This window comes from Streptomyces sp. NPDC016851 (assembly GCF_055562795.1).
Map to the genome: position 1 here is coordinate 54920 of NZ_JBVHEP010000020.1, position 17164 is coordinate 72083.

Sequence of the window (17164 nt, forward strand, 5' to 3'; positions counted from 1 at the left end):
GCACCACCCACGCACCTCAGCACGACCCGGCACGACCCTGCCCGGGAAGTAAGCGCTTCCCGCGCACGCACCGACGCACGACGTACCACGACGTACTGAGAACGGAGAACAGTCATGGCCCAAGCCGCAGCCGTGGCGAAACCGCCCGCGCCACCCCGGCGGCGCCGTGCCTCCGCCACCCCGCGCAAGCTCCCGTACCTGCTGATCGCACCGGCCGCCCTGCTGATGCTGGGCTTCATCGCCTACCCGGTCATCAGCGTCTTCTACTACAGCCTGCAGAACTACAACCCCACCAAGCCCTGGCGGAACGGATACGCGGGCTTCGACAATTTCGTCCACGCCTTCACCGAGGACCCGGTCTTCTGGGACACCCTCGTCTTCAGCGCCAAGTGGGTCTTCGTCGAGGTCGGCCTCCAGCTGCTGTTCGGTCTCGCGCTGGCCCTCATCGTCAACCAGACCTTCGTGGGCCGGGGCCTGGGACGCGCGATGGTCTTCTCCCCCTGGGCCGTCTCCGGCGTGCTCACCTCCGCGATCTGGGTGCTGCTCTACAACTCCCAGACGGGCATCACCCGTTACCTCGCGGACATGGGCATCGGCTCCTACGGGACCAGCTGGCTGTCGGACACCTCCACGGTGTTCCCGGCGGCGATCGTCGCCGACCTGTGGCGCGGGGTGCCGTTCTTCGCGATCCTCATCCTCGCCGACCTCCAGTCCGTCTCGAAGGACCTCTACGAGGCCGCCGAGGTCGACGGGGCCAGCCGGATCAAGCAGTTCTGGCACATCACGCTGCCCCATCTGAAGGACGCCATCATCCTGTCCACGCTGCTGCGCGCGGTCTGGGAGTTCAACAACGTCGACCTGCTCTACACACTGACCGGCGGCGGCCCGGCGGGGGAGACCACGACCCTCCCGCTCTACATCGCCAACACCTCGGTCGACGCCCACAACTTCGGCTACGCGTCCGCCCTGACCACGGTCGCGTTCGTGATCCTGCTCTTCTGCTCGATGGTCTATCTGCGGCTGAGCAAGTTCGGAGGCGAGAGCAAGTGAGCGTCAAGGAAGCCACCAAGACGGCGCCCGCTCCGGTGTCCACGGCCCCCGAACCACCGCGTCCCGCCAAGGGGAAGCGCGCCTGGGACGAGGCGCCCCGCTGGCAGATCTACCTGCCCCTGGGGATCTACCTGGTCTTCACCCTCATCCCCTTCTACTGGATCCTGCTGTTCGCCCTGCGCCCGGCCGGCTCGACCTCGCTCGTGCCCTGGCCGATGACCTTCGACCACTTCGAGAAGGTCTGGACGGAGCGCAGCTTCGGCACCTACTTCGCCAACAGCGTGCTCGTCGGCGTCGCCACCCTGGTCATGACGACCCTCGTCGCCCTGGCCGGCGGCTACGCCCTCGCCCGGTTCGACTTCAAGATCAAGCGGGCGTTCATGCTGGGCCTGCTGTGCTCCCAGTTCGTGCCGGGCGCGCTGCTGCTGGTCCCGCTGTTCGAGATCTTCGCCGAACTCCAGATGATCAACAGCCTCGGCAGTGTCATCCTCGCCGAGACGGTCTTCCAGCTGCCGCTGTCGATGATCCTGATCAGCAACTTCATCAAGAACGTGCCGTACTCCCTGGAGGAGGCGGCCTGGGTGGACGGCTGCAACCGTATGACGGCCTTCCGGATCGTCGTGCTGCCGCTGCTGCGGCCGGGCCTGATCGCCGTCGGCTCCTTCGCCTTCGTGCACTCCTGGAACCACTTCCTGTTCGCCCTGATGTTCCTCAACAACCAGGACAAGCAGACGATCCCGGTCGGACTGAACACCCTGATGAGCGCGGACAGCGTCGACCTGGGCGCCCTCGCCGCGGGCGGCATCATCGCGGCCGTGCCGGTCGTGCTGGTGTTCGCCTTCATCCAGAAGTGGCTGATCACCGGGTTCAGCGCGGGGGCGGTGAAGGGATGAGACTGCGCCGACTCGCCGTAGCGGCAGGGCTGGTGGGCGTGCTCTGCGTCCCCGCCCACGCCGAGGACCGCGCCCATGCCGACGACCGTGACATCAGCCGCGACACCCTGCCCGCGAACGACGGCTGGGCCTCCGCGGGTGAAGGCACCACCGGAGGCGCGGCCGCCGACGCCGGCCACGTCCACACCGTCACGGACCGCGCGGAACTCGTGCGCGCCCTCGACGGCGGCAGCGACACCCCGAAGATCATCAAGATCGCCGGGACCATCGACGCCAACACCGACGACGACGGCGACCGGCTCGACTGCTCCGACTACGCCACCGGCGGCTACAGCCTGAAGAAGTACCTCGCCTCCTACGACCCCCGCACCTGGGGCGCCGCCAAGCCCAGCGGCCCGCAGGAGGAGGCCCGCCAGGCCTCCGCCGCCCGGCAGGCCGAGCGGGTCGTGCTGCCCGTCGGCTCCAACACCACGATCGTGGGGCTCGGCGACTCGGCCGTCCTGAAGGGCGCGAGCCTCCAGGTGCGGGACGCGGACAACGTGATCATCCGCAACCTCGACATCCGCGACGCCTACGACTGTTTCCCCGTCTGGCAGCCCAACACCGGCGGCCTCGGGGACTGGAAGACGGCGTACGACACGATCTGGCTGGCCGGCGCCACCCATGTGTGGGTCGACCATGTGACGTTGAGCGACAAGGGCCACCCGGACGCCGAGGAGCCCACCCACTTCGCCCGCAACTACCTGCGCCACGACGGACTGCTGGACATCACCAACGGTTCGGACCTGGTGACCGTCTCCTGGAGCCGGTTCGCGGACCACGACAAGGCGATGCTCATCGGCAACGGCGACACCGCCACCGGCGACCGCGGAAAGCTCCGGGTCACCCTCCACCACAACGAGTTCGAGTCGGTCGTCCAGCGCGCCCCACGCGTCCGCTTCGGCCAGGTGCACCTCTACAACAACCGCTACGAGATCACCGGCGACGACTACCGCTACTCCCTCGGCGTCTCCACCGAGTCGAAGATCTACGCCGAGAACAACGCCTTCCACGCCCCCGGCCATGTGGAGGTCGCCGACCTGGTCAAGAGCTGGAACGGCAGCGCCCTGCGCCAGAGCGGCACGCTCTTCAACGGCTTTTCGGTTGACCTGCTCATGATCTACAACGCCTACAACTCGGGCAGCGAGCGCGACCTGACGGGCGACGTCGGCTGGACGCCCGGTCTGCACGGGCGGATCGACAGCGCCGCCGCGGCCGACCGGGCGGTGGCCCGCGGCGCGGGGGCGGGGAGGATCCCATGACCGGTCGCATGATCGACTCCATGAACACACCTCTGCCTGTCGTCCTCGCCGGCGCCCGGGGCCACGGCCGCTGGCACGTCGAGAACATCCGCCGCCTCCAGGACAAGGGCCTCGTACGGCTGGCCGGCGTCTGCGAACTGACGCCGCTGACCGAGGCGGAGCTCGACGGCCTGGGCACGCCCGAGCAGTCCGCCGACTTCGGCGCCCTGCTGGATTCCACGGGCGCCCGGATCGCCGTGATCTGCACACCCATCCCCACCCACACCGACCTCGCGCTCACGGCGGCCGAGCGGGGCGTGCACCTCCTGCTGGAGAAGCCGCCCGCCCCCTCGTACGCGGAGTTCCGCCGCATGGCCGACGGCGTCGCGGCGGCCGGTGTCGTCTGCCAGATCGGCTTCCAGTCGCTGGGCTCGCACGCCGTGCCCGCCATCCGCGAGCTGATCGCCGAGGGCGCGATCGGGCAGCTGGCCGGGCTCGGCGGGGCCGGTGCCTGGGTGCGGAACGAGGACTACTTCCGGCGGGCGCCCTGGGCGGGCAAGCGGCGGCTGAACGGCGTCGACGTGATCGACGGGGCGCTGACCAACCCGCTCGCCCACGCCGTCGCCACCGCCCTCGCCCTCGGCGGCAGCACCCGCGCCGAGGACGTCACCGGCATCGAGACCGAACTGCTGCGCGCCAACGCCATCGAGTCCGACGACACCTCCTGCGTCCGGATCACCACGGCGCAGGGCCACCCGGTCACCGTCGCCGCGACCCTGTGCGCCGAGCAGGCGGACGAGCCGTACGTCCTGGTGCACGGCAGCACCGGCCGGATCACCTTCTGGTACAAGCAGGACCGCGTGCTGCTCCAGCGCGCGGACCACGGCCCCGAGGAGTTCGAGCACGGCCGCACCGACCTGCTGGAGAACCTCGTCGCGCACCTCACCACAGGGGCGGACCTGCTGGTCCCGCCGGACGAGACCGGCGCCTTCATGAAGGTCGTGGAGGCCATCCGCACGGCCCCCGACCCGGCACCCCTGCCGGACACCGCCTGGCACCGGATCCCCGGCGAGAACCGCCGAGTGGTGCCCGGCGTAGACGGGCTCGTCGCGGCCGCCGCCGACACCCTCTCCCTCTACTCCGAGCTCGGCGCCCCCTGGGCGCTGAATCCGGAGCACCTGTCGAAAGAGGTGAGCACCAGATGACCAGCAGCAACGACACCGCGGTGCTGCGTGTCGCGGGACGGCCGGTCGGCCGGTACGTCACCCGGCCCGAGCTGCCGGCCCGGCTCTCCCCACGCCCCTATCTGCACCCCGTCACCACCCTGGCCGGCACGGCGGTCACCGAGCTGACCCCCGCCGACCACGCACACCACCTCGGCGTCGGTGTCGCCGTTCCCGACGTCGAGGGGTTCAACTTCTGGGGCGGACGCACCTACGTCCGCGACCAGGGCCCGACCGAGCTTGACAACCACGGCTCCCAGCGGCACGTCTCCTTCCAGCTGCGCGACCCGGACGGCTTCGTCGAGGAGCTGCGCTGGGTCGCCGCGGGCGGCGAACTGCTGCGCGAGCGCCGCACGGTCGCGGCCACCGAACTCACCGACCAGGCCTGGGCGCTGGACCTCACCTTCTCCCTCACCAACGTCACCAAGGACCCGCTGTCGATCGGCAGCCCCGCGACCAACGGGCGACCGGGCGCGGCCTACGGCGGCTTCTTCTGGCGGGCCCGCAAGGAGGCCTCCGCGCCGGAGGTCTTCTCGGCCGGGGCCGAGGGCGAGGAGCGGGTCCACGGCCGGCCCGCCGACTGGCTCGCCCTCAGGGGCGGAACCTGGACGCTGGTCTTCGCCGGCGCCACCGAACAGACCCGCCGCGACCCGTGGTTCGTGCGCACCGAGGAGTACCCGGGCGTCGGCTCCTCGCTGGCGCACGGCGAGCGGCTGCCCATCCCGCCGGGCGAGACCGTCGTCCGCCGGGTCGTCACCGTGGTCGCCGACGGCCGTCTCGACCGGGACGCCGCGGCGGCCCTCGTCCGCAAGGCGGTGAGCCCGTGACCACCGAGACCTACCGCAACCCGGTTCTCGACGCCGACTGGTCCGACCCGGACGTCGTCCGCGTCGGTGACGACTTCTACCTGACCGCCTCCAGCTTCGGCCGCGCCCCCGGACTGCCCTTACTCCACTCCCGCGACCTGGTGAACTGGACGCTGGTCGGCCACGCCCTCGAACGCCTGGAACCGGCGGAGGAGTTCGAGCGGCCCCGCCACGACTGCGGGGTCTGGGCCCCGTCCCTCAGGTACCACGACGAACGCTTCTGGATCTTCTGGGGCGACCCCGACCAGGGCATCTTCCAGGTCAACGCCCCCGAGATCAGGGGTCCCTGGACCCGCCCGCACCTGCTGAAGGCCGGCAAGGGCCTGATCGACCCGTGCCCCCTGTGGGACGAGGACACCGGCGAGGCCTACCTGGTCCACGCCTGGGCCAAGTCCCGCTCGGGCATCAAGAACCGCCTCACCGGGCACCGGATGCGCCCCGACGGCACCGAACTCCTCGACGAGGGCAAGGTGATCGTCGACGCCGACCGCATACCCGGCTGGTTCACCCTGGAAGGTCCCAAGCTCTACCGGCACGACGGCTGGTTCTGGATCCTCGCCCCCGCCGGGGGAGTGGAGACCGGCTGGCAGGGCGCCTTCCGCTCGCGCGGCTTCTTCGGGCCGTACGAGGAGCGGATCGTCCTGGAGCAGAAGGACACCGACGTCAACGGCCCCCACCAGGGCGGCTGGGTGCGCACCGCGTCCGGCGAGGACTGGTTCCTGCACTTCCAGCAGCGCGGCCCCTACGGCCGGGTCGTCCACCTCCAGCCGATGCGCTGGGGCGCGGACGGCTGGCCGGTGCTCGGGGACGACGGTGCCCCCGTCGCCGTACACGAGAAGCCGGACCTGCCACCGCAGCCGCCGGCCGCGCCCGCCACCGACGACGACTTCCCCGGCGGACGGTACGGCCGCCAGTGGCAGTGGACCGCCAACCCGGGCGACGGCTGGGCCACCCAGCACTCCGGGGACGGGCTCCGGCTGACCTGCGTCCGCTCGGCCGACACGCACGACCTGCGCAAACTGCCGAACGTGCTCACCCAGCGGCTGCCCGGCACACCCTGCACGGTCGAGGTGGAACTGCGGCTCGACAGCGACGAGCCCGGGGCCCGGGCCGGTCTCGCGGTCCTCGGGGACGCGTTCGGCTGGATCGGGCTCCAGCGGGGCGCGGACGGGACCGCGCACCTCGTGCACCGGTTCGCCGAGGCCGTCGCGGACGCCGAACGCGACGCCGCCCACCCGCGGCTCGCCCCCGGGGCCCGCGCCCGGCTGCGCATCGAGATCGGCGCGGGCGCCCGCTGCCGCTTCTCGGCCGACGTCGGCGACGGCTTCCGGCCGTCGGGCCCGGTCTTCGCCGCCACCCCGTGGCGCTGGGTCGGTGCCCTGCTCGGCCTCGTCGCCCTCGCGCCCGCCGGTCAGGGACACGCCGGCGCGGCCACCTTCACCCAGTTCCGGATCAGCGCCTCGTAAAGCACCTCAGCCGTAAGCCTGTTGGGAGCCGCAATGACGCACCTCCGTAGCAAGCGCTTGTCGAGACCGGGGCACGGCAAGGTCGTGGCCGCCGTGCTCGGCCTCGTCGCCGCGCTGAGCCTCGGGACACTCGGGGACGCACAGGCCGCCCCGCAGTCCCCGAAGCCCGGGCCCGCCGCCGACCGCTGGACCGACCGGCCGCACGGCTTCGCCTCCCTCGCGGGCGGCACCACCGGCGGGGCGGGCGGCAAGGTCGTCACCGTCACCGACCAGGCCGCCCTCGCCAAGTACGCGGCGGCCGAGGAGCCGTACGTCATCCGCGTCAAGGGCTCCCTGGACATGGACCCCTTCGGCACGGAGATACCCGTCGCCTCCGACAAGACGATCATCGGCGTGAGCGACACGGCCGAGATCGTGCACGGCGGCTTCACCCTCGACCCCGGCACGCACAACGTGATCATCCGCAACCTCGCCATCCGCGACACGGCCATCGAGGGCAACTGGGACTGCAAGGACACCGACTACGACGGCATCCGCCTCGACACCGCCCACCACGTGTGGATCGACCACATCCGCTTCTCGCGGATCTGCGACGGCCAGCTCGACATCCGCAAGGACAGCGAGTACGTCACCGTCTCCTACAACCAGTTCACGAACAACAACAAGACCTTCGGCATCGGCTGGACCCCCAACGTCAAGACGCAGATCACCGTCGACCACAACTGGTTCCGCGCCACCAAGCAGCGCAACCCGTCCGCCGACAACGTCGCCTACGCCCACCTCTACAACAACTACCTGTCCTCGCAGCTCTCCGACGGCGACCCCGTGTGGACGTACGGCAACTGGTCGCGCGGCCGGACCAAGATGGTCATCGAGAACAGCTTCTACGACGGCGTCCAGCACCCCTACCAGGCCGACGCCACCGCCGAACTGGTGCAGCGCGGATCGGTCCTGCGCAACACCACGGGCCGGCACGACGCGTGGGGCGCGGCGTTCGACCCGGGCGCGTTCTACGCCTACCGGCTCGACCCGGCCGCCGCCGTGCCCGCGCTGGTGAAGCGGTTCTCCGGGCCGCAGAAGCGGATCGGCGGCCCGGTCGTCCTGCACGTCCCGGGCGACTACCCGACGGTGCAGGCGGCCGTGGACGCGGTGCCCGACGCCAACGACACCGCCGTCGAGATCGCCGTCGCGCCGGGCACCTACCGCGAGAAGGTGTTCATCCCCGCGAGCAAGCCGAACCTCGTGCTGCGGGGGACTGGACAGGACCGCTCCGACACCGTCATCGTCTTCGACACGCCCGCCGAGTACGGGGGTTCGACGGGCAGCGCCACCGTCCGGATCGCCGCGAACGACGTGACGGCTCGCAACCTCACCTTCAGCAACGACTTCGACGAGGCCGCGCACGAGCTGAAGGGCGAGCAGGCGCTGGCGATGAAGACGACCGGCGACCGGATCGTCTTCGAGGACACCGCCTTCCTGGGCAACCAGGACACCCTGATGACCGACAGCCCCAAGCTGACCACCCTCAGCCGGGTCTACGTCCGCGACTCCTACATCGAGGGCGACGTCGACTTCATCTACGGCCGGGCCACCACGGTGATCGAACGGTCGGTGATCCGGGCGCTGAGCCGGGGCTCGGACACGAACAACGGCTACATCACGGCGGCTTCGACCTGGAAGGGCAACCCGTACGGGTTCCTGATCACCCGGTCGAAGATCGTCAGCGACGCCCCCGCCGGGAGCTTCCACCTGGGCCGGCCCTGGCACCCGGGCGGCGAGCCGGACGCGATCGCGCAGGTGCTGATCCGGGACACCGCGCTGCCGGCCGCGATCAAGTCCTCGCCGTGGACCGACATGAGCGGGTTCTCGTGGAAGGACGCGCGGTTCGCCGAGTACCGCAACCACGGCCCGGGCGCGACGGTCACCGCCGACCGTCCGCAGCTGAGCGACCAGGAGGCGCGTCCGCACACCGTGGCCGCCTACCTCAAGGGCACCGACGACTGGGCACCCCACGCCCGCCACTGACCCCCCACACCTTCAAGTTCCGCTGGATCCAGAAGAAGAGAGCCGACCAATGAAGATCAGCAATCGCAGAAGCAGGCGCGCCGCCACGGCCGTCGCCCTGGGGGCCGTACTCGCGCTGACCGTCACCGCATGCGGCGACGACGGCAGCGGGGCGGGCGGTGACAAGGGCGCCGACGGCAGCGGCAAGGGCAAGATCGTCTTCTGGGACAACAACGGCGGTGTCCGCACCGAGGCCTGGAAGGCGATCATCGCCGACTTCGAGAAGGCCAACCCGGACATCAAGGTCGAGTACGTCGGGATCGCCTCCACCGAGTACCAGTCCAAGGTCGACACCGCCCTCCAAGGCGGCGGTCTGCCGGACGTCGGCGGTGTCGGCGCGGCGATGCTCGCGGGGTTCGCCGCACAGGGCGCGCTGGAGCCGCTGGACGAGCGGCTCGAGAAGTCCTCGCTCAACGGCAAGCTCAACAAGGACATGGTCGAGTCGCTGAAGGCGGCCGGCGGCGGCGACGACAAGCTGTACTCGATCCCGACCTCCGCGAACAACGGTGTGCTGTACTACCGCACCGACCTGTTCAAGAAGGCGGGGCTGGAGGAGCCGACGACCTGGGAGCGGTTCTTCACGGCCGCCGACAAGTTGACGAACAAGGGCAAGAACGAGTTCGGGTACACCATCCGTGGTGGCGCGGGCTCCATCGCCCAGGCGCTGGACGCGATGTACGGGCAGTCCGGGATCACCTCGTTCTGGGACTCCAGCGGTGAGAAGACCACCGTCAACGACCCCAAGAACGTGGCGGCGCTGGAGAAGTACGCGGCGCTGTACAAGAAGGTCACCCCCGCGGCCGACCTCAACAACGACTTCACCAAGATGGTCGCGCAGTGGGACTCCGGCACGATCGGGATGCTGAACCACAACCTCGGGTCGTACCAGGACCACGTGAAGGCGCTCGGGGTCGACAAGTTCCGCGGTATTCCGCAGCCGACCGGGCCCGGCGGAAAGCGCGTCCAGGTCTCCAACCCGGTCGACGGAATGGGGCTGTTCAAGAGCTCCAAGAACAAGGCCGCCGCCTGGAAGTTCATCGAGTTCGCCACGTCCAAGGCGGAGAACTCGGAGTTCAACGAGTCGGCGGGGCAGGTGCCGGCGAACTTGGACGCGGCGAAGGACGCGTGGATTTCGAAGGCCGAGCCCACGAAGCTGGCCGCTGACGCGTTGTCGGACGGGTCGACGACGATTGTGCAGCTGCCGTACTACCTGCCGGACTGGAACACGATCTCCAAGGCCGACAATGAGCCGAACTTCCAGAAGGTGCTGCTCGGGAAGATGAGTGCGAAGGAATTTCTGGACACGTTGGCTGAGCAGCTGAATGCGGCTCAGGAGGAGTGGGATCAGCAGAAGGGTTGATTTTCGCTGAGTTTCGCCGTGGGACGGCCTGTGGTGTGCAGGGTGCGGGCCGTCCCTGGCTTGTCGCGCAGTTCCCCGCGCCCCTAGGGAGTTTCTCTTATGTCTCTCAGTCGAAGACAAGTTGCCGTTGCCGCTGTCGCATCGGTGCCGCTCGCCCTGTCCGTTACAGGTACCGCGCAAGCCGGCGGTCACCGTAATCGCACCCTCTACATCGCCGGTGACTCCACCGCAGCCCAGAAATACGCGAACGCCGCGCCCGAGACCGGGTGGGGTATGGCGGTTCCGTTCTTTCTCCGTAAGGGCATGGCCGTCGCCAACCATGCGGTGAACGGGCGGAGTTCGAAGAGTTTCGTCGACGAAGGGCGGCTGGAGGTCATTCTCTCCGCGATCCAGCCCGGCGATTTCCTCCTCATCCAGTTCGGTCACAACGACGCGAAGGCCGAGGACCCGACTCGGTACACCGAGCCCTGGACGACGTATCAGGATCATCTGCGGATGTACGTCGAGGGCGCCCGGGCCCGTGGTGCGCGGCCCGTGTTGGCCACGTCCGTCGAGCGGCGGAGGTTCGACGCCGGCGGGAAGGCCGTGACGACGCACGGTGAGTACCCGGCGGCCATGCGGGCGCTGGCCGCCGAGGAGGGGGTCGCGCTGCTCGATGTGCAGGCGCTGTCGCTCGCCCTGTGGCAGGAGCTCGGGGTGGAGGAGACGAAGAAGTACTTCAACTGGACCGCCACCGAGCAGGACAACACGCACTTCAATCCGCCGGGCGCGATCGCCGTGGCCCGCCTCGTGGCGAGGGAGCTGCTCCGGACCCGGGTGCTCGGGCCGCGCGATGTGCGCCGGCTGGACGAGCCGATTCCCGAGTCGTGGATCACCTGGCCGCAGGCCGCCGCGTAACACCCCCCAGTCAGAAGGAAAGAGAGCCGCACCATGAACGTTCGGAAGTGGCATGATCATGTCAGAATGGGCGGAGTGAAGGCCGCCGCGGTGGTCGGGTGTGCCGCGCTCGTGCTGTCCGTCAGCGGTACCGCCGCGCAGGCCGGGCCCCGGGACGTGGCCCGCCAGACGCTCGGGGCCAATGACGGGTGGGGGGCGTACGGCACCGGTACCACGGGCGGTGCCGCGGCCGATGCCGCGCACGTCTACACCGTCACCACCTGGGAGCAGTTCCGGGCCGCCCTGAAGGACGGCGGGACCGCGCCCAGGATCATCAAGGTGAAGGGGATGATCGACGCCGTCTCCCAGGGCTGCGAGGCGTTCGAGGCCGAGGGGTACGACTTCCAGAAGTACCTCGCCGCCTACGACCCCGCCGTCTGGGGGCACGACAAGCCGGTCAGCGGTGAGCAGGAGGACCTGCGGGCCGCGTCCGCCGCCCAGCAGGACAAGACCATCAAGGCGATCGTCCCCGCCAACACCACCATCATCGGCGTGGGCAAGAACTCCGGGATCCTCGGCGGCAGCCTCCAGATCAAGGGCGTCGACAACGTCATCGTCCGGAACCTGACCATCGAGGCCCCGGTCGACTGCTTCCCGCAGTGGGACCCGGCCGACGACAACAAGACCGGCGCCTGGAACAGCGAGTACGACGGGGTGGTGGTCTACGGCTCCACGCACGTGTGGGTCGACCACAACACGCTGACCGACGGCCGCCATCCCGACAGCGCCCTGCCGTCCTACTTCGGCAAGACCTACCAGCAGCACGACGGGCTGCTCGACGTCGTCCGCGGCTCGAACCACGTCACCGTGTCCTGGAACTCCTTCAAGGACCACGACAAGACCATGCTGATCGGCAACAGCGACAGCGCCACCGCCGACGACACGGGCAAACTCAAGGTCACGCTGCACCACAACCGCTTCGAGGGCATCGTCGAGCGGGCGCCGCGGGTGCGGTTCGGGCAGGTCGACTCGTACAACAACCACTTCGTGGTCACCAAGGGCCAGAAGTGGGGTTACGTCTACGGCATCGGCAAGGAGTCCCGGCTCGTCGCCGAGCACAACGCGTTCACGCTGGCACAGGGCATCAGCCCGGCGAAGATCCTCAAGAAGTGGAACGAGGCGCCGGTCACCGCGAACGCGAACGTCGTCAACGGCAAGGCCGTCGACCTGATCGCCGTGCACAACGCGGAGATCCCCGGGGAGACGCTCCAGTCGGGCGCCGGCTGGACGCCGACGTTGCGGGCCGGTGTCGACCCGGCGAAGGCGGTCCCGGGCATCGTCGGCGCCCGCGCGGGCGCGGGCCGCGTGTGCTGACCTGACCCGACCGGCACGTGAACCGGCCGGGGCGGCCCGCATCGCACCCCCGCCCCGGCCCTTTCCTTCCCCGCAACAGCCACCCCGCAACAGCCACCCCGCAACAGCCATCCCGCACCAGCCGCACCGCGAAGGAGCAGCCGTATGCTCTCGCAGCCCCATGTCTCCCTCTCCCGCCGGACGTTCCTCGCCGCGAGCGCCGCAGCGGGTGCCGGCGTCGGCCTCACCGCCGCCCCCGCGCGGGCCGCCGGTACCCGGCCGCGCCCGTTCGGCCGGTACGGCTCACCGGCCGCGCGCCGCGATCCGAAGACCGTGTACGTCCACCCGGGCGGCGCCGGTGACTTCACCACCGTCCGGGACGCCGTGGCCGCCGCGACCGGCAGCGGACACACCCTCGTCATCGCCCCGGGCGTCTACCGGCAGACCGTCGCCGTCGATCCCGGCCGTACCGGGATGACCTGGATCGGGTCGAGCGAGAACCCCCGTGACGTCGTCATCGTGTACGACAACGCGGCCGGGACGCCCAAGCCCGGCGGCGGCACCTACGGGACCACCGGTTCCGCCACCGCCACCGTGCAGGCCGACGGCTTCACCGCCCGCTGGATCACCTTCGCCAACGACTGGCTGCGCGCCGACCACCCCGGCATCACCGGCACCCAGGCCGTCGCCCTCAAGGTCCAGGGCGACCGGTCCGCCTTCCACCACTGCCGGTTCCTCGGCCACCAGGACACCCTGTACGCCGACTCGATGGCGCTGGGCACCTTCGCCCGCCAGTACTTCGCCCACTGCTACGCCGAGGGCGACGTCGACTTCGTCTTCGGGCGGGCGACCGCCGTCTTCGAGCAGTGCCGCTTCCGGACCCTGAACCGGACCGACCTGTCGGCGGCCCCGTACGGCTTCGTCTTCGCCCCGTCGACGGCCGCCGCCAACCCGCTCGGGTACCTGGTGACCAGGAGCCGCGTCGACAGCGAGGCTCCCGACGGCCATTACAAGCTCGCCCGCCCCTGGGTGCCCAGCTCCGACCCCACCGCCCGTCCCATGCTCACCGTCCGGGACACCTGGCTCGGCCCGGGCATCGACGCGGTCGCGCCCTACACCAACATGTCGGACTCCTTTCCGTGGCAGGGCCAGCGCTTCGCCGAGTACCGCAACACCGGACCGGGCGCGGACATCTCCGTCCCCGCCAACCGGCCCCAGCTCACCTCCCGGCAGGCCCGGTCGGCGACCCGCGCCGCCTGGCTCGGCGACTGGGAGCCGTGGAAGGAGGTGTGCTGAGTGCACCGGCGCACCCTGCTCACCGGATTCGCCGGCGGCCTCGTCGCCACCGGCGCCGCACCCGCCTTCGCCGCACCCGCCCGTCGCCGCGTCCTGCACGTCCGCCCCGGCGAGTCCGTGCAGGCCGCCGTGGACGCCGTGGACGGCCCCGGCTGGACCGTCGTCGTGCACCCGGGGACGTACCGCGAGGTCGTCGGCGTCCCGCCGGAAAAGACCGGACTGACCCTCAGGGGCGCCACCCGGGACCCGCGGGACGTCGTCATCGTCTACGACAACGCCAATGGCACCCCGAGGCCTGACGGCTCGGGCACCTACGGCACGGCCGGCTCCGCGACCTTCACCTCGGCGGCCCCCGGGCTGACCGTCCGCGACCTGACCCTGGCCAACGACTGGCTGCGCGCCGACCATCCCGACATCACCGGCACCCAGGCGGTCGCGGCGTACACGTACGGCGACCGCACCCGCTTCGAGAACGTCCGGCTCCTGGCCCACCAGGACACCCTCTTCGTCGACACCACCGCGCTCGGCGCCTTCGACCGGAAGTACTTCCGGCACTGCTACATCGAGGGCGACGTCGACTTCGTCTTCGGGCGGGCGACCGCCGTGTTCGAGCAGTGCCACTTCCGCACGCTGGCGCGGGACGTGGACTTCACCCCGAAGGGCATGGTCTTCGCGCCCTCCACGGCCCGGGCGAACCCGTACGGCATCCTCGCCGTCCGCTGCCGCATCACCTCCGGAGCCGAGGACGGTGCCTACAAGCTGGCCCGGCCCTGGGTGCCGTCGTACGAGACCACGGCCTGGCCGTCGCTGGTGGTGCGGGAGACCCGGATCGGGCCGGGCATCGACGCGGTGGCCCCGTACACCAACATGCGCGAGGCCCATCCCTGGCAGTCGATGCGGTTCGCCGAGCACCGCAACACCGGGCCGGGCGCCGCCGTCTCCGTGCCGGAGAACCGGCCCCAGCTCGGCCGCGCGCAGGTCGCGCTCCACACCAGGCAGACGTATCTCGGCGACTGGCGGCCCTGTGCGTAGGGCCGCCGCGCTCCTCCTCGGTCTCTGCCTGCTCTGGCCGGCCTCGCCTGCCTCCGCCGCCGAACGCGCCCCCGTCGGCTGGGCCTCGGCCGGCTCCGGCACCAGCGGCGGGGCGGGCGGCCGGACCTGGACGGTGGACACCCGCGCCGAACTCGAGACCGCCCTCGCGAACGGCGGCGATCCCACCGCGCCCAAGGTGATCCGCGTCGTCGGCGACATCAACGGCCACGAGAGCGACGACGGTTCCCTGCTCGGCGAGCAGGACTACGCGCCCGGATACGACCTCCGCAGGTACATGTCCTGCTTCGGCGAGGACGGCGCCGTCTGGTCCGACACCCGCTTCGAGTACTGCAAGCAGCAGCGGCAGCTGCGCCAGACCGGGTCGAACAAGGAGAAGGCGCAGATCCAGCTCACCGTGCCGAGCAACACCACCCTCGTCGGCGTGGGACGCGACGCCCGCCTGCTCGGGGTGTTCCTGACGGTCAACACCGGCAGCAACATCGTCGTGCGCAACCTGCACCTGGAGGCGCCCGTCGACCACTTCACCAGCTGGTCCCCGGGCGACGGCGCACGCGGTAGCTGGAACGCCCGCTTCGACGCGCTCACCGTGATCACCGGCAAGAACATCTGGATCGACCACTGCACCTTCACCGACGGCCGGTACCCCGACCGCGAGGCGCCCCTCGGGTTCCACGGCGAGCGCGTGCAGCGGCACGACGGGCTGCTGGACATCGAGGACGGCTCCGACTTCGTCACGGTCTCCGACAGCCGGTTCGAGGACCACGACAAGGCGATCCTCATCGGGTCGGGCGACGGACGCGGCGACCGGGACCGGGGGCACCTCAAGGTGACCTTCGTCCGCAACCTGTTCAGCGGCATCGTGCAGCGCGCCCCGCGGGTCCGCTTCGGGCAGGTGCACGTCGTCAACAACGTCCACCGGGGGCAGGCGCCTCTCTACGCCCTGGGGGTGGGCGTCGAGTCCGCGATCTTCTCCGAGCGCAACGTCTTCCGGTATCCCGGGGGACGGCCGTCGCTCGCCGTCGCGGACTACGGGGGCGAACGGTTCCGCGACACCGGCTCCTGGTTCAACGGCCGGCCCGCCCGGCTCAACGCCGTGGCGAGCGGTCTCGGCCTCGGGACCGACGTCGGCTGGGACCCCGCCGATGTGTACGACTACCGCGCCCTGACGTCCCCGTCGGCAATCGAGCGATACGTGCTGCGGCACGCCGGAACAGGGAGGTCATATGGGCACCCATGAGCCGCTCGGCCGGCGGACGTTCGTGGTCGGGGCGGGCACGGCGCTGCTGGCCGGGGGAGCGGTGAGCGGGGCGGAGGCAGCGGTCGTGGAGGGCCCGCTGCCCGACTTCCACCCCGCACTGAAGGACGCCCTCAGGTTCCCGCTCGCCTGGGGGAGATCCCCGGTCCGCGACTTCCGCGCCTGGCGGCGCGCCGCCCGGGCCACGGTCGAGGAGCACCTGCTCGTCGAACGGCAGGACGGGACGCCGTACGCCCCGGAGGTCGCCGGTCGTGCTCAGGGAGAGGGATACACAAGGGAGTTGGTCACCGTCTCCCTCACCCGCTACGAACGCGTGCGCGGTGCCCTGCTCACCCCGCACGGCCGCGGGCCCTTCCCCGCCGTGCTGCTCCTGCACGACCACGGCGCGAGGTTCGACATCGGGAAGGAGAAACTCGTCCGTCCCTGGTACGACGACACGCGTCTCGCCTCCGCCCGGGCCTGGGCGGACAAGTACTTCAGCGGGCGGTTCGTCGGCGACGAACTGGCGCGGCGCGGCTACGTGGTGCTGTGCCTGGACGCGCTCGGCTGGGGCGACCGCGGCCCGCTCGCCTACGAGCAGCAGCAGGCCCTCGCCTCCACCTTCTACAACCTGGGCTCCTCGCTCGCCGGGCTCATGGCCCGGGAGGACCAGCGGGCCGCCGCCTTCCTGGCGGGACTCGACCGGGTGGACGCCCGGCGGGTCGCGGCCGTCGGCTTCTCGATGGGCGCCTACCGCGCCTGGCAGACCGCCGCCCTCAGCGACCACATCGCGGCCACCGCGAGTGTGTGCTGGATGACCGGTCTGAAGGAGATGATGGTGCCCGGCAACAACACGCTGCGCGGGCAGTCGGCTTACTACATGCTGCACCCGGGTCTCGCCCGGCACCTCGACATCCCCGACGTGGCGAGCATCGCCGCGCCCCGGCCGATGCTGTTCCTCAACGGCGGGCTCGACACGCTGTTCCCGGCCGAGGGCGTACGGGTCGCGTACGACAAGCTGCGGGCCGTCTGGCGCTCGCGCCACGCCGAGGACCGGATACGGATGAAGACGTGGCCGGAGTTCGGCCACGTCTTCACCCAGGAGATGCAGGACGAGGTCTTCAGCTGGCTCGACGACGTCCTGTGAGGC

14 protein-coding genes are annotated in these 17164 nt (G+C 70.5%); all 14 read left to right on the plus strand.

The window, feature by feature from the left end; translation table 11 throughout:
* The first annotated feature begins 114 nt into the window (after positions 1–114).
* The gene (locus ACZ3I3_RS28400) at positions 115–1050 is read left to right on the plus strand and encodes a carbohydrate ABC transporter permease (protein WP_467369721.1); all 936 of its coding nucleotides are present in this window, start codon (positions 115–117) and stop codon (positions 1048–1050) included.
* Positions 1047–1943, plus strand: a complete 897-nt coding sequence (locus ACZ3I3_RS28405; protein WP_467369723.1) for a carbohydrate ABC transporter permease — start codon at positions 1047–1049, stop codon at positions 1941–1943. Before ACZ3I3_RS28400 ends, ACZ3I3_RS28405 begins: the two co-directional genes overlap by 4 nt.
* On the plus strand, positions 1940–3244 hold the full coding sequence (locus ACZ3I3_RS28410; RefSeq protein WP_467369725.1) for a pectate lyase family protein: 1305 nt from the start codon (positions 1940–1942) through the stop codon (positions 3242–3244). Before ACZ3I3_RS28405 ends, ACZ3I3_RS28410 begins: the two co-directional genes overlap by 4 nt.
* Positions 3241–4428 (plus strand): Gfo/Idh/MocA family protein, encoded by a 1188-nt coding sequence (locus tag ACZ3I3_RS28415; protein ID WP_467369727.1) that lies wholly within the window; start codon positions 3241–3243, stop codon positions 4426–4428. Before ACZ3I3_RS28410 ends, ACZ3I3_RS28415 begins: the two co-directional genes overlap by 4 nt.
* Positions 4425–5273, plus strand: coding sequence for a DUF6807 domain-containing protein (locus ACZ3I3_RS28420; RefSeq protein WP_467369729.1), 849 nt, complete (start codon positions 4425–4427; stop codon positions 5271–5273). Before ACZ3I3_RS28415 ends, ACZ3I3_RS28420 begins: the two co-directional genes overlap by 4 nt.
* Positions 5270–6778 carry a glycoside hydrolase family 43 protein gene (locus tag ACZ3I3_RS28425; RefSeq protein WP_467369731.1) on the plus strand — a complete coding sequence of 503 codons (1509 nt, stop codon included), beginning with the start codon at positions 5270–5272 and terminating at the stop codon, positions 6776–6778. The genes ACZ3I3_RS28420 and ACZ3I3_RS28425 overlap by 4 nt, the downstream gene beginning before the upstream one ends.
* Before the next feature lie 33 nt (positions 6779–6811).
* Positions 6812–8803, plus strand: a complete 1992-nt coding sequence (locus ACZ3I3_RS28430; protein WP_467369733.1) for a pectinesterase family protein — start codon at positions 6812–6814, stop codon at positions 8801–8803.
* 49 nt (positions 8804–8852) lie between these two features.
* Complete coding sequence (locus tag ACZ3I3_RS28435; protein WP_467369735.1) at positions 8853–10202, plus strand: ABC transporter substrate-binding protein; 1350 nt, start codon at positions 8853–8855, stop codon at positions 10200–10202.
* Positions 10203–10301: 99 nt separating this feature from the next.
* Positions 10302–11099 carry a rhamnogalacturonan acetylesterase gene (locus tag ACZ3I3_RS28440; protein ID WP_467369737.1) on the plus strand — a complete coding sequence of 266 codons (798 nt, stop codon included), beginning with the start codon at positions 10302–10304 and terminating at the stop codon, positions 11097–11099.
* Positions 11100–11132: 33 nt separating this feature from the next.
* On the plus strand, positions 11133–12452 hold the full coding sequence (locus ACZ3I3_RS28445) for a pectate lyase family protein (RefSeq protein WP_467369739.1): 1320 nt from the start codon (positions 11133–11135) through the stop codon (positions 12450–12452).
* 144 nt (positions 12453–12596) lie between these two features.
* Positions 12597–13727, plus strand: a complete 1131-nt coding sequence (locus ACZ3I3_RS28450; protein ID WP_467369740.1) for a pectinesterase family protein — start codon at positions 12597–12599, stop codon at positions 13725–13727.
* Entirely contained in the window at positions 13728–14759 is a 1032-nt protein-coding gene (locus tag ACZ3I3_RS28455) for a pectinesterase family protein (RefSeq protein WP_467369742.1), read from the plus strand.
* Positions 14752–16017: a pectate lyase family protein gene (locus tag ACZ3I3_RS28460; RefSeq protein ID WP_467369744.1), complete on the plus strand. Its 1266-nt coding sequence runs from the start codon at positions 14752–14754 to the stop codon at positions 16015–16017. The genes ACZ3I3_RS28455 and ACZ3I3_RS28460 overlap by 8 nt, the downstream gene beginning before the upstream one ends.
* On the plus strand, positions 16004–17161 hold the full coding sequence (locus ACZ3I3_RS28465; protein ID WP_467369746.1) for a dienelactone hydrolase family protein: 1158 nt from the start codon (positions 16004–16006) through the stop codon (positions 17159–17161). The genes ACZ3I3_RS28460 and ACZ3I3_RS28465 overlap by 14 nt, the downstream gene beginning before the upstream one ends.
* Positions 17162–17164: the final 3 nt, after the last annotated feature.

What these genes read in the sequence shown, in the direction of transcription:
- ACZ3I3_RS28400 (WP_467369721.1), top strand. Translation starts at nt 115, where the DNA reads ATGGCCCAAGCCGCAGCCGTGGCGAAACCGCCCGCGCCACCCCGGCGG.
- ACZ3I3_RS28465 (WP_467369746.1), top strand. Translation starts at nt 16,004, where the DNA reads ATGGGCACCCATGAGCCGCTCGGCCGGCGGACGTTCGTGGTCGGGGCG.
- ACZ3I3_RS28420 (WP_467369729.1), top strand. Translation starts at nt 4,425, where the DNA reads ATGACCAGCAGCAACGACACCGCGGTGCTGCGTGTCGCGGGACGGCCG.
- ACZ3I3_RS28410 (WP_467369725.1), top strand. Translation starts at nt 1,940, where the DNA reads ATGAGACTGCGCCGACTCGCCGTAGCGGCAGGGCTGGTGGGCGTGCTC.
- ACZ3I3_RS28450 (WP_467369740.1), top strand. Translation starts at nt 12,597, where the DNA reads ATGCTCTCGCAGCCCCATGTCTCCCTCTCCCGCCGGACGTTCCTCGCC.
- ACZ3I3_RS28435 (WP_467369735.1), top strand. Translation starts at nt 8,853, where the DNA reads ATGAAGATCAGCAATCGCAGAAGCAGGCGCGCCGCCACGGCCGTCGCC.
- ACZ3I3_RS28445 (WP_467369739.1), top strand. Translation starts at nt 11,133, where the DNA reads ATGAACGTTCGGAAGTGGCATGATCATGTCAGAATGGGCGGAGTGAAG.
- ACZ3I3_RS28415 (WP_467369727.1), top strand. Translation starts at nt 3,241, where the DNA reads ATGACCGGTCGCATGATCGACTCCATGAACACACCTCTGCCTGTCGTC.
- ACZ3I3_RS28440 (WP_467369737.1), top strand. Translation starts at nt 10,302, where the DNA reads ATGTCTCTCAGTCGAAGACAAGTTGCCGTTGCCGCTGTCGCATCGGTG.
- ACZ3I3_RS28430 (WP_467369733.1), top strand. Translation starts at nt 6,812, where the DNA reads ATGACGCACCTCCGTAGCAAGCGCTTGTCGAGACCGGGGCACGGCAAG.